General features: G+C 71.6%; 18 protein-coding genes. 10 read left to right on the forward strand and 8 right to left on the reverse strand.

Annotation, left to right across the window (positions count from 1 at the left end; translation table 11 throughout):
- The first annotated feature begins 75 nt into the window (after positions 1-75).
- Genes RWH43_RS15140 through RWH43_RS15150 form a run of 3 tightly spaced genes read left to right on the forward strand, consistent with a single transcriptional unit; the run spans position 76 to position 1804 of the window.
- Positions 76-441 (forward strand): gamma-glutamylcyclotransferase family protein, encoded by a 366-nt coding sequence (locus RWH43_RS15140; protein ID WP_154097531.1) that lies wholly within the window; start codon positions 76-78, stop codon positions 439-441.
- The gene (locus tag RWH43_RS15145; RefSeq protein ID WP_154097530.1) at positions 438-1343 is read left to right on the forward strand and encodes an arginase family protein; all 906 of its coding nucleotides are present in this window, start codon (positions 438-440) and stop codon (positions 1341-1343) included. The genes RWH43_RS15140 and RWH43_RS15145 overlap by 4 nt, the downstream gene beginning before the upstream one ends.
- Positions 1340-1804 carry a SixA phosphatase family protein gene (locus tag RWH43_RS15150; protein WP_187358478.1) on the forward strand — a complete coding sequence of 155 codons (465 nt, stop codon included), beginning with the start codon at positions 1340-1342 and terminating at the stop codon, positions 1802-1804. Before RWH43_RS15145 ends, RWH43_RS15150 begins: the two co-directional genes overlap by 4 nt.
- 635 nt (positions 1805-2439) lie before the next feature.
- Here the strand turns inward: RWH43_RS15150 and hutI are convergent.
- From hutI to hutH, 3 genes are read right to left on the reverse strand one after another with little or no spacing between them, the layout of a single operon-like run.
- Positions 2440-3627 carry an imidazolonepropionase gene (hutI, locus tag RWH43_RS15155; RefSeq protein ID WP_316001862.1) on the reverse strand — a complete coding sequence of 396 codons (1188 nt, stop codon included), beginning with the start codon at positions 3625-3627 and terminating at the stop codon, positions 2440-2442.
- On the reverse strand, positions 3621-5474 hold the full coding sequence (hutU, locus tag RWH43_RS15160) for a urocanate hydratase (RefSeq protein ID WP_316001863.1): 1854 nt from the start codon (positions 5472-5474) through the stop codon (positions 3621-3623). Before hutU ends, hutI begins: the two co-directional genes overlap by 7 nt.
- 29 nt (positions 5475-5503) lie before the next feature.
- Entirely contained in the window at positions 5504-7072 is a 1569-nt protein-coding gene (gene hutH, locus RWH43_RS15165) for a histidine ammonia-lyase (protein ID WP_316001864.1), read from the reverse strand.
- Between the two features lie 61 nt (positions 7073-7133).
- Here hutH and RWH43_RS15170 point away from each other — a divergent pair, with 61 nt between their 5' ends.
- Positions 7134-7907 (forward strand): IclR family transcriptional regulator, encoded by a 774-nt coding sequence (locus tag RWH43_RS15170; RefSeq protein ID WP_154097527.1) that lies wholly within the window; start codon positions 7134-7136, stop codon positions 7905-7907.
- Between the two features lie 105 nt (positions 7908-8012).
- Here RWH43_RS15170 and RWH43_RS15175 read toward each other — a convergent pair whose 3' ends face one another.
- Complete coding sequence (locus RWH43_RS15175; protein WP_154097526.1) at positions 8013-9011, reverse strand: LacI family DNA-binding transcriptional regulator; 999 nt, start codon at positions 9009-9011, stop codon at positions 8013-8015.
- Between the two features lie 249 nt (positions 9012-9260).
- On the opposite strand from RWH43_RS15175, the gene RWH43_RS15180 reads away from it, so the two are divergent.
- The 4 genes from RWH43_RS15180 (at position 9261) to RWH43_RS15195 (ending at position 14471) form a co-directional block, all read left to right on the forward strand.
- Positions 9261-10499 (forward strand): sugar ABC transporter substrate-binding protein, encoded by a 1239-nt coding sequence (locus RWH43_RS15180; protein WP_316001865.1) that lies wholly within the window; start codon positions 9261-9263, stop codon positions 10497-10499.
- 2 nt (positions 10500-10501) lie between these two features.
- A complete protein-coding gene (locus RWH43_RS15185) occupies positions 10502-11611 on the forward strand; it encodes a carbohydrate ABC transporter permease (protein ID WP_154097524.1) in 1110 nt (369 codons plus the stop codon).
- A 77-nt stretch (positions 11612-11688) separates the two neighbouring features.
- Positions 11689-12522, forward strand: a complete 834-nt coding sequence (locus RWH43_RS15190; RefSeq protein WP_396652424.1) for a carbohydrate ABC transporter permease — start codon at positions 11689-11691, stop codon at positions 12520-12522.
- Complete coding sequence (locus RWH43_RS15195) at positions 12519-14471, forward strand: glycogen debranching N-terminal domain-containing protein (protein WP_316001866.1); 1953 nt, start codon at positions 12519-12521, stop codon at positions 14469-14471. The genes RWH43_RS15190 and RWH43_RS15195 overlap by 4 nt, the downstream gene beginning before the upstream one ends.
- A gap of 333 nt (positions 14472-14804) precedes the next feature.
- On the opposite strand, the gene RWH43_RS15200 is transcribed toward RWH43_RS15195, so the two are convergent.
- Positions 14805-15281, reverse strand: coding sequence for a YbaK/EbsC family protein (locus RWH43_RS15200; protein WP_144834014.1), 477 nt, complete (start codon positions 15279-15281; stop codon positions 14805-14807).
- 172 nt (positions 15282-15453) lie between these two features.
- On the opposite strand from RWH43_RS15200, the gene RWH43_RS15205 reads away from it, so the two are divergent.
- Positions 15454-16527: a Glu/Leu/Phe/Val dehydrogenase family protein gene (locus tag RWH43_RS15205; RefSeq protein ID WP_144834012.1), complete on the forward strand. Its 1074-nt coding sequence runs from the start codon at positions 15454-15456 to the stop codon at positions 16525-16527.
- A 90-nt stretch (positions 16528-16617) separates the two neighbouring features.
- Here the strand turns inward: RWH43_RS15205 and RWH43_RS15210 are convergent, their stop codons facing one another.
- Positions 16618-16956, reverse strand: a complete 339-nt coding sequence (locus RWH43_RS15210) for a histone-like nucleoid-structuring protein Lsr2 (RefSeq protein WP_144834010.1) — start codon at positions 16954-16956, stop codon at positions 16618-16620.
- Positions 16957-17176: 220 nt separating this feature from the next.
- The gene (locus RWH43_RS15215; protein ID WP_308071721.1) at positions 17177-17518 is read right to left on the reverse strand and encodes a histone-like nucleoid-structuring protein Lsr2; all 342 of its coding nucleotides are present in this window, start codon (positions 17516-17518) and stop codon (positions 17177-17179) included.
- 179 nt (positions 17519-17697) lie between these two features.
- On the opposite strand from RWH43_RS15215, the gene RWH43_RS15220 reads away from it, so the two are divergent.
- Positions 17698-19197: an amino acid permease gene (locus RWH43_RS15220; protein WP_144834006.1), complete on the forward strand. Its 1500-nt coding sequence runs from the start codon at positions 17698-17700 to the stop codon at positions 19195-19197.
- Between the two features lie 65 nt (positions 19198-19262).
- On the opposite strand, the gene RWH43_RS15225 is transcribed toward RWH43_RS15220, so the two are convergent.
- Positions 19263-20108: a helix-turn-helix transcriptional regulator gene (locus RWH43_RS15225; protein WP_144834004.1), complete on the reverse strand. Its 846-nt coding sequence runs from the start codon at positions 20106-20108 to the stop codon at positions 19263-19265.
- Between the last annotated feature and the right edge of the window lie 47 nt (positions 20109-20155).

Here is a 20155-nt window from a genome sequence, read left to right on the forward strand (position 1 = left end):
GCTCTCACGGCGGCGCGCCGAAATCCGTCGCGTCGCACCGCCCTGCGGCGCAGCCGGGTGAGTAGCCTGGGGCGCGTGAGTGACGGAACCGACGCCGAGTCGCTCTTCACGTACGGCACGCTGCAGTCGTCCGACGTACAACTCGACACGTTCGGTCGCCGCGTCGACGGCGACGACGACGCACTGACCGGTTTCCGTCTCGAATGGATCGACGCCACCGGCGTCCACGATCCGGGCGGTGTCGACACCGCCTCCGCTCTGGCTGATCGTCACCGGGCTCTCAGGCGTACCGACGACCCGCGCGATCGCGTGTTCGGCAGCGTGCTGCAGCTCACGGCAGACGAACTCGACGCGGCCGACGAGTACATGGCGACCGTCTCGCGGCGCACGCGGGTCACGCTATCGAGCGGTGCCGAGGCATGGGTCTACGTCGCCGTATGACCGCCCTGTCCGTCGACCCGCTCTGGCCCCGCGCCGGAGACTGGCCCGCGCCCTCGCCCAACGAGATTCCGGATGCCGCTCTGCTCGGTGTCCCCGCCTGGCGCACGTCGCTCTCGCCCACGGGCGCCGGCGAAACCCCCGCGGCGGTTCGCGCCGCTCTCCGCCGCTTCTCGCCCACGCTGATGGGTCCGCCCCCGGTCTCGCTCGACGACGTGCTGCGCATCGTCGATGCCGGCGACGTCACCGAACCCGACGGTCGCGAGGGCGAACAGCGCGTGCGCGACGCCGTCGCCGAGCTCAGCGCCGCGCGCATGGTGATCGCCCTCGGCGGCGACAACTCCGCGACCTACGCGGTCGCGCAAGGACGCCGCGCCCGCGGGCTCATCACCCTCGACGCCCACTTCGACCTGCGCGACGGCGAATCGAACGGATCCCCCGTACGCCGGCTCATCGCCGACGGGCTCGACCCCTCGCGCATCGTGCAGATCGGCATCGCCGACTTCGCGAACTCCGCGGCCTACGCGCAGCGCGCCCACGAGGCGGGCATCACCGTCATCACCCTCGACGAGCTCCGCAGTCGCGGCATCGACACGGTGATCGCCGACGCCCTGCGCATCGCCGGAGCGGGCTCCGCGTCGGCCGATGCCGGCGGCATCCATCTCGATGTCGACGTCGACGTCTGCGACCGCTCGGTCGCACCGGGGTGCCCGGCGAGCGTTCCCGGAGGCCTCGCCGCGTGGGAGTTGCGCGCTCTCGTGCGCGGCCTCTCCCGCGACTCCGGCGTGATCAGCGCCGACATCGTCGAGGTGGATGCCACGGCAGACACCGCCGACGCCCGCACGGTGCGTCTGGCTGCGCTGTGCGTTCTGGAGATCCTGGCAGGAATGGCGGAAAGACGATGATCCAACTCATCCTCGCGCGGCACGCGAAATCGGACTGGGCCGACGAAGGTCTCGACGATCACGAGCGTCCGCTCAACGATCGCGGTCGCCGCGACGCACCGGCGATGGCGCGGATGGTCGTGCGCAAGGGCGTGCGACCGGAGACGGTGCTGTCGAGCACGGCCGTGCGCGCGAAAGAGACGGCGCAGTTCTTCGCGAAGGCCTTCGACGCCGAAGTCACCGAGCTCGCCGAGCTGTACCTGGCCGATCCCGCGCAGATCCTGGCGTCCGCGCGCGCCGTGGGGGTCGACGAGCTGATGGTCGTCGCGCACGACCCCGGCATGAGCGCCCTCGTCTCGCGTCTCGCCGACCGCGACGAGCGCATGGTCACGTGCGCCGTGGCGATCTTCACCTGGCACGACGGCACGTGGGACGACGTCGACGCGACCCCTCCCGACGAGTTCGAGCTGCTGACGCCCTGAGGCCTACCCGGCCCGTCCGGCCCCGGGTTGCCTCACCTCTTCGCCGCGTCGCCGTCCTGCGGACCTCAGCCCCGACACGCCGTCCCGCCCGACCCGACACCCGGCGTGTCGCCCGCGGCATCCGCACGACGGCACACTCGGGCGGGACCCCGCCGACCGGCCGTACCCCCGCCCCGCCGTGACCCGCCGTGCCCCGCCGAGCCCGCCGTCCTGCGGACCTCACCCCCGACACGCCGTCCCGCGCGACCCGACACCCGGCGTGTCCCCCGCGGCATCCGCACGACGGCACACTCGGGCGGGACCCCGCCGACCGGCCGTGCCCCCGCCCCGCCGTGACCCGCCGAGCCCGCCGTCCCGCGGACCTCACCCCCGACACGCCGTCCCGCCCGACCCGACACCCGGTGTGTCCCCCACGGCATCCGCACGACGGCACACTCGGGCGGGACCCCGCCGACCGGCCGTACCCCCGCCCCGCCGTGACCCGCCGACCCCCGCCGACCCGCCGTCCTGCGGACCTCAGCCCCGACACGCCGTCCCGCGCGACCCGACACCCGGTGTGTCCCCCGCGGCATCCGCACGACGGTCCAGCCCAGCCCGACGACCGGCCCGGCCGTGCCCCCGACCCGCGCGATGCCTCAGACCTCGGCCCCGTCCTTCCACACCGTCCGCACGAGGGGCACGCCCGGCCGGTAGGCGAGGTGCACGCGGGTCGGGGCCTCCAGCAGCACGAGGTCGGCGCGCGCGCCGGGCCGGATCACCCCCACGTCGGCGAGGCGCAGCGCGCGGGCACCTCCCGCGGTCGCCGCCCACACGGCCTCGGCGACCGTCATGCCCATCTCGCGCACGGCCAGGGCGATCATGAGCGGCATCGAACTGGTGAAGCTCGATCCGGGGTTGCAGTCGCTCGCGAGAGCGACGGTCACGCCCGCGTCGATCAGCCGTCGTGCGTCGGGGTACGGCTGCCGCGTCGAGAACTCCACCCCCGGCAGCAGCGTCGCCACGGTGTCCGAGCCGGCGAGCGCGGCGACGTCGTCGTCACTGAGGTACGTGCAGTGGTCCACCGCCGCGGCGCCGAGCTCGACGGCGAGGGCCGCTCCCCCGCCGAAGCCGAGCTGGTTCCCGTGCACCCGGATGCCGAGACCCGCGGCACGGCCCGCCTCGAGCACCCGGCGGCTCTGGGTCGGCGTGAACGCGCCCTCCTCGCAGAACACGTCGATCCACCGCGCGTGCGGAGCCACCGCGTCGAGCATGTCGCCGACCACGAGCTCGACGTAGTCGTCGCCCCGCCCGGCGAACTCCGCGGGCACGACGTGCGCGCCGAGGAAGGTGACCTCGGCGGTGACCTCGCTCGCGAGCCGCGCGAGACGCGTCTCGGTCTCGACGTCGAGCCCGTAGCCGGTCTTGATCTCGAGGGTGGTCGTCCCCTGGGCTCGGCACTCCCCGACCAGGGCTGCGAGACGAGCCCGCAGTTCATCGTCGGAGGCCGCTCGGGTCGCGGCGACAGTGGTGCGGATTCCCCCCGCGGCATACGACTCACCGGCCATCCGGGCCGCGAACTCCGCAGCCCGGTCGCTGCCGAAGACCAGATGGGTGTGGCTGTCGACGAAGCCGGGGATGACGGCGCGACCCTCGGCATTCACCACCGGAACGTCGGTCGGAGCGGCATCCGCCGACCCCACCCACTCGACGCGTCCGTCCCGCACGATCACGGCGGCGTCGCGCAGGGTTCCGCAGGCATCGCCCGGGGCCGCGACGTTCGTCGTCAGCTCCCCGATGTTCGTCAGTAGGAACGCGCGTCCGGCCCGCCCGGAACCGCTCACCACATCGGCACCGTCAGGCCGCGCTCGGCCGCCACCTCGCGGGCGCGGTCGTAGCCGGCATCCACGTGGCGCATGACTCCGGTGCCGGGGTCGTTGACGAGCACGCGCGCGAGCTTCTCGGCGGCGAGCTCGGTGCCGTCGGCAACGCACACCTGTCCCGCGTGGATGCTGCGGCCGATCCCCACCCCTCCGCCGTGATGGATCGACACCCACGACGCGCCGCTGGCGGTGTTCAGCAGCGCGTTGAGCAGGGGCCAGTCGGCGATGGCGTCCGAGCCGTCGGCCATGGCCTCGGTCTCGCGGTAGGGAGAGGCGACCGATCCCGCGTCGAGGTGGTCGCGACCGATCACGATGGGTCCCGACAGCTCGCCGGAGGCCACCATCTCGTTGAACTTCAGGCCCGCGAGGTGGCGCTCCTGGTAGCCGAGCCAGCAGATGCGCGCGGGCAGCCCCTCGAAGTGCACCTGCTTTCCCGCCTTGTCGAGCCAGCGGTGGAGAGCTGCGTCTTCGGGGAAGAGCTCGGCCACGGCGCGGTCGGTCTTGGCGATGTCTTCCGGGTCTCCCGAGAGAGCGACCCAGCGGAACGGTCCCTTGCCCTCGGCGAAGAGCGGGCGGATGTACGCCGGCACGAAGCCGGGGAACGCGAACGCGCGGTCGTACCCGCCGAGTTCGGCCTCGCGACGGATCGAGTTGCCGTAGTCGAACACCGCCGCCCCGGCATCCTGGAACCCCACCATCGCCTTCACGTGGGCCGCCATGCTCTCGCGCGCGCGGCGGGTGAAATCCTCGGGGTCGCGGGCGGCTTCGGCCTGCCACTGGTCGACCGACACGCCGATCGGCAGGTACGACAGGGGGTCGTGCGCGCTCGTCTGGTCGGTGACGATGTCGATCCGGATGCCGCGGGCCAGCAGCTCCGGGAACATCTCGGCCGCGTTTCCCTCGACGCCGACCGACAGCGCCTCGCCCGCCTCGCGTGCGGCGCTCACCCGTTCGATGGCCGCGTCGAGATCGGGGGCGACCTCGTCGAGGTACCCGTGGGCGACGCGGCGGTCGAGACGCGTGCGGTCGACGTCGACGATGAGCACCGCTCCCCCGTTCATCGTGACGGCGAGCGGCTGCGCCCCGCCCATGCCGCCGCACCCGGCGGTGAGGGTGAGGGTTCCTCTCAGGTCGCCCGCGGGAGCCGCCGGCCCGGTGGCTGACGGCTCGGTGGCTGCCGCCCCGGTGGCTGAGCCTGTCGAAGCCCCGCCGAGCGAGCGCGCGACGGCCGCGAACGTCTCGAACGTGCCCTGCAGAATGCCTTGCGTGCCGATGTAGATCCACGACCCGGCCGTCATCTGGCCGTACATGGTGAGCCCGAGCTCTTCGAGCTTGCGGAACTCGGGCCACGTCGCCCAGTCGCCCACGAGGTTCGAGTTGGCGATGAGCACGCGCGGCGCCCACTCGTGCGTGCGGAACACGCCGACCGGCTTGCCCGACTGCACGAGCAACGTCTCGTCGGGCTCCAGCTCGTCGAGGGTCCGCACGATCGCGTCGTACGCCGCCCACGATCGCGCGGCCCTGCCCGTGCCGCCGTAGACGACGAGGTCGTCGGGGCGCTCGGCGACCTCGGGGTCGAGGTTGTTCATGAGCATGCGCTTCGCGGCTTCGGCTCCCCAGCTCTTCGCGGTGCGCTCGGAGCCGCGCGCCGCGCGGATCGGAGAGCGGGGAGCGGATGCCGGGCCCCCGGCGGTCGATGCGGCCGCGGCAGCCGTACCACGACCCGCAGCCGTTGCGACCTCCGGTGCCGGGGCGGCGGCTTCGGGCGTCGTGTCGACCGGTGCCGCGCCGGTCGTGGTGGTGTCGGTCATGGCGGATCTCCTTCGATCGGGGCGCGAGGTCAGGCGGTGTGTACGGGAGTGGAGAGCGTGTGGGCGGAATCCGTCCGAGCGAGCGCGACCCGCGCCACCGCGCCCGAGGCGACGAGCTCGGTCACGGCCTCGATCTCGGGCGAGACGAAGCGGTCGGGGCCGGGGCCTTCGACACGCGTGCGGACGAGGTCGCGCACGGCGCCGGTGGCCGCCGCGGGCTCGAGGGGAGCGCGCAGGTCGAGGGCGCGGCATCCGGTCAGCACTTCGATCGCCAGCACGCGGGCGAGCCCGTCGATCGAGCGACGGAGCTTGCGGGCACCCGCCCAGCCCATCGACACGTGATCCTCCTGCATGGCGCTCGAGGGGATCGAGTCGACCGAGGCGGGGGCGGCGAGGCGCTTGAGCTCCGACACGATTCCGGCGGCGGCGTACTGCGCGATCATCAGGCCCGAGTCGACCCCCACCTCGTCGGCCAGGAACGGCGGCAGCCCGTTGCTGCGGGCGACGTCGAGCGCACGGTCGGTGCGGCGCTCCGACATCGAGGCCACGTCGGCGACCGCGATCGCGAGGAAGTCGAGCACGTACGCGACGGGGGCGCCGTGGAAGTTGCCGTTCGACTCGATGCGCCCGTCGACGGTGACGACGGGGTTGTCGACGGCGGATGCCAGCTCGCGCTCGGCGACCCGCGCCGCGTGGGTCATCGTGTCACGCGCGGCGCCGTGCACCTGGGGAGCGCAACGCAGGGAGTAGGCATCCTGCACGCGGGTGCACTCGGGGCCGCGGTGGCTCGCGACGATGGGCGAGCCGGCGAGGAACGCGCGGAGGTTCGCCGCGGATGCCGCCTGCCCCAGCTGCGGGCGAAGCGCCATGAGGTCGGCCGCGAAGACGGCATCCGTCCCCAACTGCGATTCGATCGAGATCGCCGCCGAGACGTCGGCCGTGGTGAGTAGCATCTCGAGGTCGTGCAGGGCCAGCAGCAGCATGCCGAGCATGCCGTCGGTGCCGTTGATGAGGGCGAGGCCCTCCTTCTCGCGCAGGGCGACCGGGGCGATCCCGGCGGCGGCGAGCGCGTCGGCGGCGGATCGCCGATCGCCGGCGGCGTCGCGTACCTCGCCCTCGCCCATCACCGCGAGGGCCACGTGCGACAGCGGCGCGAGGTCGCCCGAGCAGCCGAGCGAGCCGTATTCGCGCACGACCGGGGTGATCCCGGCGTTCAGCAGGGCGGCGTAGGTCTCGACCACGACGGGGCGCACCCCGGTGCGACCGGTGGACAGGGTCTGCAGCCGCAGCAGCATGAGGGCGCGCACGACCTCGCGCTCGACCTCGGACCCGGTGCCGGCGGCGTGCGAGCGGATGAGGCTCGCCTGCAGCTGAGCGCGCCGGTCCTCGGCAATGAAGGTCGTCGCCAGCGCCCCGAAGCCGGTCGAGATGCCGTAGTGCGGCTGCGGGTCGTCGGCGAGCGCCTCGATGAGGGCGCGGGTGTCGGCCACGCGCTGCAGGGCGTCGTCGTCCACCGTCACCTGCGCGTCGTGGCGCGCGACGGCGACCACATCCTGAGGGGTGAGGGGCTGGGATCCGACGGTGACGCTCGCGTTCATACGCCGATTCCATCGCGCGCACTGTCGCGCGACGACGGGGTTCTGGCATCCTGTGTCTGTCATGCCAGACATTCCCCGTCCGCAGGTTCCCGCCGCCGATCAGACGCTGCGGATCCTCTCGCTGCTCGCGCGTCAGCCCGGCCCGATGGCCGCGCAGTCGATTGCGACGACCCTCCGCATCCCGCGTTCGAGCGTCTATCACCTGCTCGCGACCCTCGAGCAGCACGGCTACGTCGTGCACCTGCCCGGCGACCGTCGCTGGGGCCTCGGCACCGCGGCGTTCGAGCTCGGCGGCGGATACGCCCGGCAGCAGCCCCTCGCCCGCCTCGGCCGTCCGCTGCTGGCGGGCCTCTCCGACCGGGTCGGCGAATCGGCGCACCTCGCCGTGCTGGCCGGCCGAGATGTGCTGTACATCGTCGAAGAGCGCGCTCCGCGCCGCCCCGCGCTCGTGACCGATGTCGGCGTGCGCCTGCCTGCACACCTCACGGCGACGGGGCGGGCCATGCTCGCGGCGCTCCCCCGCGAACAGGTGCGGGCGTTATTCCCGGATGCCACGGCCCTCACCCAGCGCCACGGTGCGGGCCCCGCGACCCCGCGCGAGTTGCGTGAGGTGCTCCGCCTCGTGCGGGCCGACGGCCACGCGAGCGAGAACGGCGAGGTCACTCCCGGATTCCGCTCCGTCGCCGCCGCGGTGCTGGATCACGCCGGGTGGCCCGCCGCGGCCGTGGCGATCACGTGGCCGGCCGACGGACCCCCGCACGATGCCGAGGCCCTGGCGTCAGCGGCATCCGGAACCGCCGCCGAGCTCGCCCGCCGCATCGGCCGGCCGGCCTGACGCGCGTTCGGGGCGAGTTTCGTCGTTCGGGGCGTGAAATTCTCGCCCCAATCGACGGATCCCGCCCCACACTCCCCGGGCGCCGCCCGCGCCCACCCCCGCGCCTCAGCGAACGACGAGCCGCGGCTCCACCAGCACGTGCGCCGCTCCGGCCGTCGGTGCGCGGGGGGCGACGACCGTGCCGTTCTCGCCCATGAGCAGGTCGAGGGCTCCGGATGCCACCTTCTCGGGCAACTGCTCGACGCTCGACAGGCCGAGCGCCTCCACCGCGGGGGTGTTGTCGAAGCCGATGACCGTGATGTCGCTCCGGCCGGCGAGGGTGACGGCGAGGTGCGCGCCGATCGCGAGGGAGTCGCTCGCGCAGACGATGCCCGTCACGCCCGGGTCGGCGGCGAGACCGGCGGCCACCACGTCGCGAGCCGCCGAGACGTTCTCTTCGACGACCCAACGCGGTCCCGAGGCCGCGCTCTCGCGCCACCCGCGTTCGCGTTCGTCGCCGGTTCCCGACCCAGTCGGCCACCCGAGGAAGGCGATGCGCTGGCCGTCCTGGGCCAGCAGGTGCGCGGTCGCCGCGCGCGTCCCCGCCGCTCCGTCGACGTCGACCCAGAGGTGCGCGGGGGCTTCGACGTCGTCCTCGCCCCACGGCCGTCCGAACGACACGAACGGCAGGGCGCGGTCGAGCAGCCACCCCGTGCGCGGGTCGCCGTGGAAGGTTCCGGTGATGACGACGGCATCCACTTCTCCCCCCTCGAGCAGATCGCCGAGGCGGGCGATCTCCTCTTCGGGCGTGCGCGCGGCGTACAGCAGCACGCGCATGTCGCGCTCGCCCGCGCGTTCGGTGAGGGCGTGCACGAAGCGGTCGAGCACGACGCCCGAGATTCCCCCGGCGTACGGATCGAGATGGATGCCGATGGTGGAGCTCCGACGCGTGCGCAGGCGGCGCGCGGCGGCGTGGGGGCGGTAGCCGAGCTCGGCGATCGCGGCTTCGACGCGCAGGCGGGTGGCCTCGCGCACGATGTCGGGGGTGTTCACGACGTTCGACACGGTCTGCCGCGAGACCCCGGCGACGCGTGCGACGTCGTCGACGGTGGGCGCCTTCGCCATGTCTCGTCTCCCCCGTGCCGTGGCCGGTGCCCCGCGGCATCCGGTTTTCCGATCCTCCGGCACCTCCGCGATCCGCGACGACGGCGGGTGCAGGCCGGACGGCCAGACCGACAGCCTATGCGGGCGGGCAACCGCTTGACAGGAAACACCGCCGTTCCTTACCGTTGTCCAACCGTCATTTGAACGATCAAACCGACGGCCCTCCGAGCACCCGGAGGGGTCGCATGCCTCATCGAAGGAGAGAGACACATGACACGGCACACCGCCCGGAACTGGCTCGCCGCCGGCGCACTTCTCGCCACCGGAGCCCTCACGCTCACCGCGTGCGGCTCCGGATTCAACGACACCCCCGGCGAATCCCAGGCCTCGGGCTCGGGAAAGCTCAGCATCCTCATCGGCTCCTCGGGCGACGCCGAGACCACCGCCGTCACCGACGCCGTCGCCGCCTGGAGCGAGCAGTCGGGCGTGCAGGCCGAGGTGCAGACCGCCAACGACCTCCCCCAGCAGCTCTCGCAGGGTTTCGCGGCCGGCTCGCCGCCGGACCTGTTCTACCTCGCCCCCGAGGCCCTCGCCGGCTACGCGGCGAACGGCTCGATCGCGGCGTACGGCGACGACCTGGCGAACAAGGACGACTTCTACCCCTCGCTCGTCGACAACTTCACCGTCGACGGCAAGTTCTACTGCGCGCCCAAGGACTTCTCGACCCTGGCCCTGATCATCAACACCGACCTGTGGTCGGCGGCAGGGCTGACGGATGCCGATGTCCCCACGACCTGGGACCAGTTGGCATCCGTCGCCCAGAAGCTCACCACCGACGGCCGCGTCGGTCTCGCGTTCGGCGCCGAGTACCAGCGCGTCGGTGCCTTCATGGCCGAGGCCGGAGGCGGACTCGTCTCCGACGGCACGGCCACGGCCGACAGCTCCGCCAACGTCGAGGCGCTCAACTACGTCAAGACGCACCTGAACGACGGCACCTTCGCCTTCGCGTCGGATGTGGGCGCGGGCTGGGGCGGCGAGGCGTTCGGCACCCAGAAGGCCGCGATGGTCATCGAGGGCAACTGGATCACCGGCGCCATGTCGGCCGACTACCCCGACGTGAAGTACCAGGTCGCCGAGCTGCCCGCGGGCCCCGGCGGCAAGGGCACGCTGCAGTTCACCAACTGCTGGGGCATGGCCGCCGACAGCGGCAACCAGGAGCAGGCCCGCTCTCTCGTCGAGTACCTGACGAGCACCGACCAGCAGCTGGCGTTCTCGAAGGCCTTCGGCCCGATGCCCTCCATCCAGTCGGCCGCCGACGCGTGGAGCACCGCGAACCCCGACCTCACGGCGTTCCTCTCCGGAGCCGAGTACGCGCAGTTCCCGCCGAACATGGCCGGTGCCGCCGACGTCATCACCGACTTCAACGCCCAGCTGGAGTCGCTGAAGACGGGTGACCCGCAGGCGCTGCTGCAGACGGCGCAGTCCAACCTCGAGGCCATCACCAAGTAGCCATGAGTGCTCTCACCTCAGCGCCGCGTCGCGCCGGATCCTCCTCCCCGGGGATCCGGCGCGGCGAGGCCGCCGCCGGCTGGCTCTTCACCGCCCCCGTGCTGATCATCCTGGGCGTGTTCCTGCTCGTCCCCGTGCTCATGGCGCTGTGGGTGAGCTTCTCCGACTGGACCGGGCGCGGCAGCCCCTTCTCGTCCAACGTCGGCTTCGTCGGTCTCGACAATTACGCCGCCGTCACCACCGGCGGCGGTCTCGCCGAACGCGACTTCGGCACGGCGCTGCGCAACAACGCCTGGTACGTGCTGCTGGTCGTACCGCTGCAGACCGCCCTGTCGCTCTTCCTCGCCGTTCTCGTCAACCGCGCTATCCTGCGCGGACGCGGTCTGTTCCGCACCGCCTTCTACTTCCCCTCGGTCACGAGCTCGGTGGCCATCACCGTGCTGTGGCTCTTCCTCTTCTCGGCATCCGGTGCCGTCAACCAGGCGCTGTCGTGGTTCGGCATCAACGGACCGAACTGGTTCAGCGATCCGTCCGGCGTCGTGCACAACCTGCTCGGAGCCGTGGGCATCACCAGCGGCCCGGCTTTCCTCACCGGCAACACGATGCTCGGCGTCTCGTGGTGGGACTGGCTCGCCGGCCCCTCGGTCGCGATGTCGGCCTTCATCCTCATGGCCGTGTTCACCACCTCGGGCACCTTCATGCTGCTGTTCATCGCCGGCCTGCAGAACATCGGCGCCGACGTGCAGGAGGCCGCGATGATGGACGGCGCGACCGGCTGGCAGCGCTTCTGGCGCGTCACCCTGCCGCAGCTCAAGCCCGTGCTGTTCACGGTGCTGACCCTCGGCCTCATCGGCACGTGGCAGGTGTTCGACCAGATCTACACCGGCACGCAGGGCGGCCCCGGAAAGACCACGCTGACCCCCGCCTACCTCAGCTACTCCTCGGCGTTCCTGTCGCAGCAGTGGGGTCAGGGTGCGGCGATCGCCTTCGTGCTCTTCGTCATCATCGTGGCGCTCACGATCCTGCAGCGCTTCGTGCTGCGCGACCGCCCGGTCTCGCGCCGACGCCTGCGTCAATACGAGGTGCCCGCACAGAAGGGAGCGAAGCGATGACGGCCACGGCCTCGCCCCAGACCACCGTTCTCGCCGAGCAGCGCATCGACGGGCCCGGTCGGCCCGCGAAGCACCGCATGTCGGGCAAGGCCCTGCGCTGGCAGATCGGTCTCTACGTCCTGCTGATCGTTCTCGCGGTCATCTACATCTATCCGTTCCTCGTGCAGGTGGCGACGTCGTTCAAGACGGATGCCGCGGCGGCGGCCGACCCGATCTCGCTCGCGCCCCAACCGTTCACGTGGGCGGCCTACGAGCGGTTGTTCCTGAACTCCGACTTCCCCGTGTGGTTCGGCAACTCGGTCGTGGTGACCCTGTTCGTCACCGCCGGCCGGGTGTTCTTCAACTCCCTCGCCGGGTACGCCCTCGCGCGCCTGCAGTTCCGCGGGCGCGGGGTGGTGTTCGCCGCCCTGATCGCCGTGATGGCCGTGCCCTCGGTGGTGCTGCTGATCCCGAAGTTCCTCGTGATCAACCAGCTCGGCATGTACGACTCGTACGCGGGCATGATCCTGCCGTTGCTGGTCGATGCCGCGGGCGTGTTCATCATGAAGAACTTCTTCGAGTCGATCCCACCCTCGGTCGAGGAGCAGGCCCGCATCGACGGAGCCGGCACGTTCCGCATCTTCTGGTCGGTCGTGCTGCCGATGGCCCGGCCCGCGCTCATCACGATCGTGATCCTGTCGTTCCAGGGATCGTGGAACGAGCTGAGCCACTTCGTCATCTCCACCCAGTCGCCCGAACTCACCACCCTGACCAAGGGCGTGGCGGCGCTGGCGAGCGGTCAGCTCAGCCAGGGCAGCCAATTCCCCCTCAAACTCGCGGCCGCGGCCATCATGACGATCCCGGTCGCCGTGGTGTTCTTCATCTTCCAGCGCCGCATCATGAACGCCAGCGAAGGAGCCGTCAAAGAATGACCACCGCCCCCACCACCTCGCCTGCCGGGACGACGGTCGACACCCCTCCCCTGCAACCGCTGCTCAGCGATGCGCTCATCGTGCTGCGGGCCCCCACCCAGGTGTGGTCCGACGGCACGGGAGACATGGGCGCGGCCGCGGTGCACGGTGTCTACCACGGCGACGTGCGGCACGTGCGCTCGCTCACCGCGAGCTGCGACGGCTCACCGATCGAGTGGATCTCGACCGCCCCCGACGGCGCCTCGCGCGTGGTCTTCGGCGGACTGCTGCGCGGGCTCGACGACACCACGCCCGACCCGAAGGTGCGGCTGCTGCGCGACCGCCGCGTCGCCGACGGCGTGGTGAGCGAGTCGTGGACCGTGCACTCGCGCGTCGACCACCCCCTCCGCACCACGCTGCGGCTGACCCTCGCGCCTGAGTTCGCCCAGCTGCACGAGGTGAAGTCGGGTCACGCAGCCGCACGCGACGCCGACACCGCGATCGAGGGAGACGAAGCCCGAGTGGATGCCGGTGCCCAGGGCCTCGAACTGGTCGCGCCGAGCGCCCGCGTGGCGTCGACCGGTCACGAGGTCGAGGCCGAGTGGGACGTCGAGATCGCTCCCTTCGGCTCCGCCGAGATCGGGTGGACGCTGACGCTCCGCGACGACACCCTCGTCGTGGGCTCGGCCACGGCTCCCGCCCGGTGGGATGCCGCTGCCCTCGCCGCGACCGCCCCCGACCCGCGCCTGTCGCGATGGCTGCGCACGGCGCTCGACGACCTCGACGCCCTGCGGCTCGTGCTCCCCGATCACCCCGACGACGAGTTCTTCGCCGCGGGAGCGCCGTGGTTCTTCACGCTCTTCGGCCGCGACTCACTCTGGGCCGCGCGGCTCGCGCTCCCGCTCGACCGCGAGATCGCGGCATCCACTCTGCGTGTCCTCGCCCGCCTGCAGGGCGCCGACGACGACGCGCAGACCGCGCAGGAACCGGGCAAGATCCTGCACGAGCTGCGGGCCTCGGCGCTCGAGATCCCCGGTGAGGGCATCGTGCTGCCGCCGAAGTACTACGGCAGCGTCGACTCGACCCCGCTGTGGATCTGCCTGCTCGCCGACGCCTGGCGCGGCGGCATGCCCGAGGCCGAGGTGCGCGCGCTGCTCCCCACGCTCCGCGGCGCCCTCGGCTGGATCCGCGACAGCGGCGACAGCGACGGAGACGGCTTCCTCGACTACATCGACCGCATGGGCACGGGCCTGTCGAACCAGGGGTGGAAGGACTCGGGCGACTCCATCCAGTGGCGCGACGGCCGCCTCGCCGAGGGTCCGATCGCCCTGTGCGAGGTGCAGGCGTACGCGTACGAGGCCGCCCTCGCCGGAGCCGACCTGCTTGAGCAGTTCGGTGAGGGGGCGGATGCCGATGACGTCGCGTTCTGGCGCGCCTGGGCCGCCAACCTCAAGGAGCGTTTCGCCGCGACCTACTGGGTCGAGACGCCCGAGGGCCGCTACCCCGCCGTCGCCCTCGACCGCGACAAGCGCCCGGTCGACACGCTGACCAGCAACATCGGGCACCTGCTCGGCACCGGCATCCTCTCCCCCGCCGAAGAGGCGCACGTCGCCCAGCTGCTGCTGAGCGAGAGCATGTCGAGTGGATACGGCATCCGCACCATGTCGACCGGCGCCGCCGGATACTGGCCGCTGTCGTATCACGGGGGCAGCGTCTGGGTGCACGACACCGCGATCGCCGCGCACGGCATGCTGCGTGCGGGCCTGCACGACCAGGCGCGCGCGGTGGTCGACGGCCTGCTCGATGCCGCCGAGGGCTTCGCGTACCGCGTGCCCGAGCTGCACGCGGGCGACCCGCGTACCCACTCGTCGGTGCCGACGCCCTACCCCGCCGCCTGCCGTCCGCAGGCGTGGTCGGCCGCCGCTGCGGTGGTCTGCCTCACAGCCCTCACACCCGCCCCCGGGGTGTGAGCCCGCCGGGCGGCGCCGCCCCGACCCGCCGCCGCCCGGCCCTTCCCCTTCCTGGGCCCGTCGAAGGGCCCGGAAATCCGCAGAACCGAGGTCCCTGAGCCTGTCGAAGGGCCCGCAACCCACAGAACCCAGGTCCCTGAGCCCGTCGAAGGGACCGGAGACCCGCGGACCCCCGGTGACTTCGACAAGCTCAGCCACCTCACATCGCACCACCCCACGCCCCGCGAACCCCCGGTGACTTCGACAAGCTCAGCCACCTCACATCGCACCACCCCACGCCCCGCGAACCCCCGGTGACTTCGACAAGCTCAGCCACCTGACGATCGCACCCGCTCAGGCGACCCGCGTCACCGTGCCGCCGGTCAGCCGCACCAGCTCGTCGAACGTCAGCGGAAACACCGTGTGCGGCGTGCCGCCCGCGGCCCAGATCTCGGGGAAGGCCGCGAGGTCTTCGTCGACCACCGTGGTCAGGGGCGCGGGGTGTCCGGTCGGGGCCACTCCCCCGATGGGCTGGCCGGTCGCGGTGAGCACCTGCTCGGGGGTCGCCCGACGGATGCCGCCGCGTCCGAGCCGCTCGGCGAGAGCCGTCGTGTCGACCCGATGCGCACCGCTGGTCATGACGAGCAGAGGCTCGTCGTCGCTCCAGAACACGAGGCTGTTGGCGATCGCGCCGACCTCGACACCGAGGGCGGCCGCGGCAAGCGCAGCCGTCGACGCGGCATCCGGCAGCACGACGATGCGGCCGGCGATGCCCGCCTCCTCGAGGGCGGCAGCGACCAGGCGACTACGGGTGGGGAGGGCGTCGGTCATGCCCGACAGCCTAGAGCGAGCCCCGCCACCGGCCGGGCGCGAACGCGCACGGGCGACCCGCGAACGTGCGCTCGCGTGACGCCCGGCGACGCGTCAGAATGGATTCCGGATGCCGCAACGCCGCGGCATCCGGGAAGTGCCGCCCACAAGGCGGCCGACGACAAGGAACGCGATGACCCACGCCCTGCCCCTGCCCGATTTCACCCACGAGCGCGTGGAGGTGATCACGGGGCGGCGCAGCGGCCTCTTCATCGCCGTCGCGCTGCACTCCTCGGTTCTCGGTTCCGCCCTCGGCGGCGCCCGCCTGTGGACCTACCCCTCGTGGACCGACGCCCTCGGCGACGCGCTGCGCCTGTCGGCCGCGATGACGCTCAAGAACGCCGCCGCCGGCCTCGACGCCGGCGGAGGCAAGTCGGTGGTCGGTCTGCCCCCGGGCACCGTTCTCGACGCCGACCGCCGCCGCGCCGCGTTCCTCGACCTCGGCGATGCGGTCGAGAGCCTCGGCGGGCTGTACCGCACCGCCGAAGACGTGGGCTCGACCACCGAAGACATGCTCGTCGTCAGCGAGCGCACCGCGCACGTCGTGGGTCTGCCCGACTCCGTCGGCGGCTCCGGCGAACCGGCCGGCCCCACCAGTCTCGGCGTCTACACCTCCCTCGTGGCGACGCTCGAGCGGGCCGTGGGCACCGGCGACGTCGCCGGTCGCCGGATCACGATCGCCGGTCTCGGCCAGGTCGGCGGCCGTCTCGCCGAGCGCCTCGCCGCCGAGGGCGCCGTGCTGACCGTCACCGACGTCAACCCCGCCAAGCGCTCCGCCGCCGCGGAGCTCGGCGCCGCGTGGGTCGAGCCGAGCGAGGCGCACCTCGTGCCCGCCGACGTCTTCGTACCCGCGGGCATCGGGGGCGTGCTGACCGACGACGTCATCGACGCCCTCGATGCGCGCAGCGTGTGCGGGCCCGCCAACAACCCCCTCGCTGACCGCGCCGGAGCCGACCGGTTGGCCGCCCGCGGCATCCTGTACGCGCCCGACTTCGTGGTCAACGCGGGCGGCGTGATCTACCTCGACGGCGTCGCGAAGGAGCAGGGCACGCTCGAGCAGATCATGGGTCGAGTGGCGGGCATCGGCGACACCATCCGCCGCGTCTTCGACGAGGCCGCCGTGCGCGGGGTCACCCCGCTGGCCGCGGCCGAGGGTCTCGCCGCCGAGCGCCTCGCCGCCGGCGCCGGGCGCACCGCCCTGGTCTGACCCATCAGCACTGCCCCGACGCAGAAGAGACCGGATGCCGCTCAGCGGGGCATCCGGTCTCTTCGACGCGGGCGAGGCGAGGCGACGCGGTTAATGCGCGGCGTCGTAGGCCTCGAGGACGGCGGAAGAGATGCGACCGCGCTCGTTGATGGCGTAGCCGTTCTCGTGCGCCCACGTGCGGACGTCGGTGAGGTCGCGAGTGGGGATCGCCCGGCCGCGCGGAGTACGTCGCACTGTCGTGGCCGTGGATCCGGCGACACGCGCGGCCGAGATGAACGGGTGAAATGCGTCGTGGAGTCTCGCGGCATTGGCATGTGAAAGATCGATTTCATATGCCCGGCCTTCGAGCGAGAACGTGAGGGTCGTTCCGTCTTCGATGATGCGCCCGTCGAGATCGTCGATCATCTGCGTGATGTGCTTTTTCGCCATGACGCGACGATAAGGCCCACGTGTAAGCCATTCCCCGCGACGGATTGCAAATTCACCCGCACCTTCGTCAGCTTTCACCGCATCCGCGGAAAGTGTCGAGGTGCTCTCGCCGGGGAACCCCCGTCGCCACACGGTCGAGCACCACCACGGCGAACGCTGCCGTGGTGGTGCTCAAGGTCGGTGCCCGCGCGGAACGCAGGTCACCGCAGGGGGAACGCGATCAGGAATTCGCTTCCGCGTACGCGTCGAGCACAGTGCCCGGAACGCGACCGCGGTCGCTCACGGTGTGCCCGTTGGCGCGTGCCCATTCGCGCACGGCGCCGAGATCGACGTCGCTCGAACGACGCGTGGTGCGCGTGCGACGGGCGGTCGTGGTGCCGCGCGAAACCGATCGGGCGGCGTCGACGAAGGGGGCGATCGCCGAATAGAACTTGTCGGCGTTGCGGTCGGAGAGGTCGATTTCATAAGCCCGACCCTCGACGGAGAAGGTGATCTGCTTTCCCTGCCCGTCTTCGAGGACGGAACCGTCGAGATCGTCGACGAGGTGCGTGATGTGCTTCATAGCCATAATACGAAAAACCTTACACCTGTAATCGATGAATTACCCGCATGACAATTCCATCTGCTATTCGAGTGCCGTCGGGCGGCTTCGCAAGCGATGGATGGGGGTGCGCGCGAGGGACTATCCTCCACGGGTGGTGTTCGCTCCTGGGACATCACCAGAGACAGAGGAAGCGTTCCGTGAGCCTTTTCCGTACCAAGTCGGTGGAGCAGTCCATCGCCGACACCGATGAGCCCGAATTCCGGCTCAAGAAGTCCCTCAGCGCACTCGACCTGACGGTGTTCGGTGTGGGCGTCGTCATCGGCGCCGGCATCTTCACCCTCACCGGTCGCGCCGCCCACGACGTCGCGGGCCCTGCCGTGGTCATCAGCTTCATCATCGCCGCGATCGCGTGCGGCCTCGCGGCGATGTGCTACGCCGAGTTCGCCTCGACCGTGCCCGTATCGGGCTCGGCCTACACCTTCTCGTACGCGTCGCTCGGCGAGCTGTTCGCGTGGATCATCGGCTGGGACCTCATCCTCGAGATGTTCCTCGGCGCGAGCGTGGTCGCCCAGGGATGGAGCGCGTATCTCGGCACCTTCCTGCAGCAGCTCGGCATCACCCTGCCCGAGGCCATCTCGTACGGCGGCGTGGTCGACGTGCCCGCGATTCTGCTGGTGCTCGTGCTCGGCGGTTTGATGACCGTCGGCATCAAGGAGTCGCTGCGCGTGAACCTCGTGCTCGTCGCCGTGAAGCTGTTCATCGTGCTGTTCGTCATCATCGCCGGCATCCTGTTCATCAACCCCGCGAACTACAACCCGTTCATCCCCGACTCCGTGCCGACCGAGTCGGCCTCGGGTCTCACCCAGCCGCTGCTGCAGTTCCTCTCGGGACTGGAGCCCGCGACGTTCGGCGTCGGCGGCATCCTCGCCGGTGCCGCCCTGGTGTTCTTCGCCTACATCGGCTTCGACGTCGTGGCCACCACCGCCGAAGAGACCAAGCGCCCGCAGCGCGACCTGCCGATCGGCATCATCGCCTCGCTCATCATCTGCACGATCTTGTACTGCGCGGTCGCCATCGTCGTGACCGGCATGGTGCCCTACTCCGAGCTCAACCCCGCCGCGGCCCTCGCCAACGCCTTCGCCTTCCACGGACAGACGTGGATGGCCACGGTCATCGCCGCCGGCGCGGTCGCGGGTCTGACCACCGTCGTGCTCACCCTGCTGATCGGCGCGACGCGCATCATCTTCGCGATGTCGCGCGACCGCCTGCTCCCGGGCTCTCTCGCCAAGGTGCACCCGCGCTTCCGCACCCCGTGGGTGATCTCGATCATCGTCACCGTGATCGTGGCGATCGTCGCGGGGGTGACCCCGATCGGCGTCCTCGAAGAGATGGTGAACATCGGCACCCTGTCGGCGTTCGTGCTCGTGTCGATCGGCGTGATCGTGCTGCGCCGCAAGCGCCCCGACCTCAAGCGCGGCTTCCGCGTGCCGTTCAACCCGGTTCTGCCGATCCTCTCGGCGCTGATCTGCACCTACCTCATGCTCAACCTGTCGGTCGAGACGTGGCTGCGCTTCCTCATCTGGCTGGCCATCGGCTTCGCGATCTACTTCGCGTACTCGCGTCGCCACGCCCGTGTCGGCACGGGGGCGCGCCTCGACCCGACGTCCCCGCGGGTGGTGTCTCCTCCCGCGGAGTGATCCGAGCAGATCCCGGATGCCACGACCCCACCGCTCGCGCGGCCCGGGGTCGTGGCATCCGTCGTTCAGGTCGTGGTGAAGCGTTGCGTGCCGAGCACACCCAGCACGCGAATCTTCTCCTCGGCCTCGCTGCGCGGTTCGGGGGTGAGCACGAGCAGGGCCTGCGCGCGATCCTCGGTGAAGAGCACCTGGCAGTCGACCTCGATCTCGCCGAGTTCGGGGTGGATCAGCACCTTGTGATCGGCGAAGCGCTGGGCGACCTCCTGCCGCTGCCAGAGTTCGGCGAACTCCGCGCTGCGCCCCTCGAGCTCGGCGGCGAGCTCGCCCGCGGTCGACGCGGGTCCGAGTACGCCCACGGCGGCGCGCAGGCCGGCGACGATCGCTCGGCTTTGACGGTCGCGATCGTCGGCGGGGTACTTGGCGCGCTCGGTCTCGGGTCTCACGAACCACCGCCACGCCTCGAATCGCTCCCATCCGCGCGCCCCGACGTGATCGCCCAGGAGGGCGGCCGCGAGCTCGTTCTGCAGCAGCGTCTCGCCCAGATGCGAGATGACCAGGGCGGGGGTGTCCGACAGGCGCGCGAACACCCGTTGCAGCGAGGGGGCGACATGGTCGGCGCGGCCGAGACGGTCGGGCACGGCGTGGCCGGCCAAGCGGTAGAGGTAGTCGCGCTCGTCGACGCTCAGGCGCAGGGCCCGAGCGAGCGCCGACAACATCTGCGGGCTCGGCTGCGGTCCGCGCGCCTGCTCAAGGCGCGTGTAGTAGTCGGTCGACATCGCGGCCGCCTGAGCGACCTCCTCGCGGCGCAGGCCCGCCGTGCGTCGTCGGGCGCCGGGTCGCAGGCCAAGGTCCTCCGGGCGCAGGGCCTCGCGCCGCGCCCGTAGGAACTCCCCCATCGCCGTGCGATCCATTCCTCCATCCTGGTCGGTAGGCGCCGCGGCATCCAGGGATCGCCGCT

It is taken from the genome of Microbacterium algihabitans (assembly GCF_032464975.1).
Lineage (GTDB): Bacteria > Actinomycetota > Actinomycetes > Actinomycetales > Microbacteriaceae > Microbacterium > Microbacterium algihabitans.

Coding starts and splice junctions, on each gene's coding strand:
- RWH43_RS15145 (WP_154097530.1), top strand. CDS start 438: ATGACCGCCCTGTCCGTCGACCCGCTCTGGCCCCGCGCCGGAGACTGG.
- RWH43_RS15150 (WP_187358478.1), top strand. CDS start 1,340: ATGATCCAACTCATCCTCGCGCGGCACGCGAAATCGGACTGGGCCGAC.
- hutU (WP_316001863.1), bottom strand. CDS start 5,474: ATGACCGACACCACCACGACCGGCGCGGCACCGGTCGACACGACGCCC.
- hutH (WP_316001864.1), bottom strand. CDS start 7,072: ATGAACGCGAGCGTCACCGTCGGATCCCAGCCCCTCACCCCTCAGGAT.
- RWH43_RS15170 (WP_154097527.1), top strand. CDS start 7,134: ATGCCAGACATTCCCCGTCCGCAGGTTCCCGCCGCCGATCAGACGCTG.
- RWH43_RS15175 (WP_154097526.1), bottom strand. CDS start 9,011: ATGGCGAAGGCGCCCACCGTCGACGACGTCGCACGCGTCGCCGGGGTC.
- RWH43_RS15180 (WP_316001865.1), top strand. CDS start 9,261: ATGACACGGCACACCGCCCGGAACTGGCTCGCCGCCGGCGCACTTCTC.
- RWH43_RS15185 (WP_154097524.1), top strand. CDS start 10,502: ATGAGTGCTCTCACCTCAGCGCCGCGTCGCGCCGGATCCTCCTCCCCG.
- RWH43_RS15190 (WP_396652424.1), top strand. CDS start 11,689: ATGTCGGGCAAGGCCCTGCGCTGGCAGATCGGTCTCTACGTCCTGCTG.
- RWH43_RS15195 (WP_316001866.1), top strand. CDS start 12,519: ATGACCACCGCCCCCACCACCTCGCCTGCCGGGACGACGGTCGACACC.
- RWH43_RS15200 (WP_144834014.1), bottom strand. CDS start 15,281: ATGACCGACGCCCTCCCCACCCGTAGTCGCCTGGTCGCTGCCGCCCTC.
- RWH43_RS15205 (WP_144834012.1), top strand. CDS start 15,454: ATGACCCACGCCCTGCCCCTGCCCGATTTCACCCACGAGCGCGTGGAG.
- RWH43_RS15210 (WP_144834010.1), bottom strand. CDS start 16,956: ATGGCGAAAAAGCACATCACGCAGATGATCGACGATCTCGACGGGCGC.
- RWH43_RS15215 (WP_308071721.1), bottom strand. CDS start 17,518: ATGAAGCACATCACGCACCTCGTCGACGATCTCGACGGTTCCGTCCTC.
- RWH43_RS15225 (WP_144834004.1), bottom strand. CDS start 20,108: ATGGATCGCACGGCGATGGGGGAGTTCCTACGGGCGCGGCGCGAGGCC.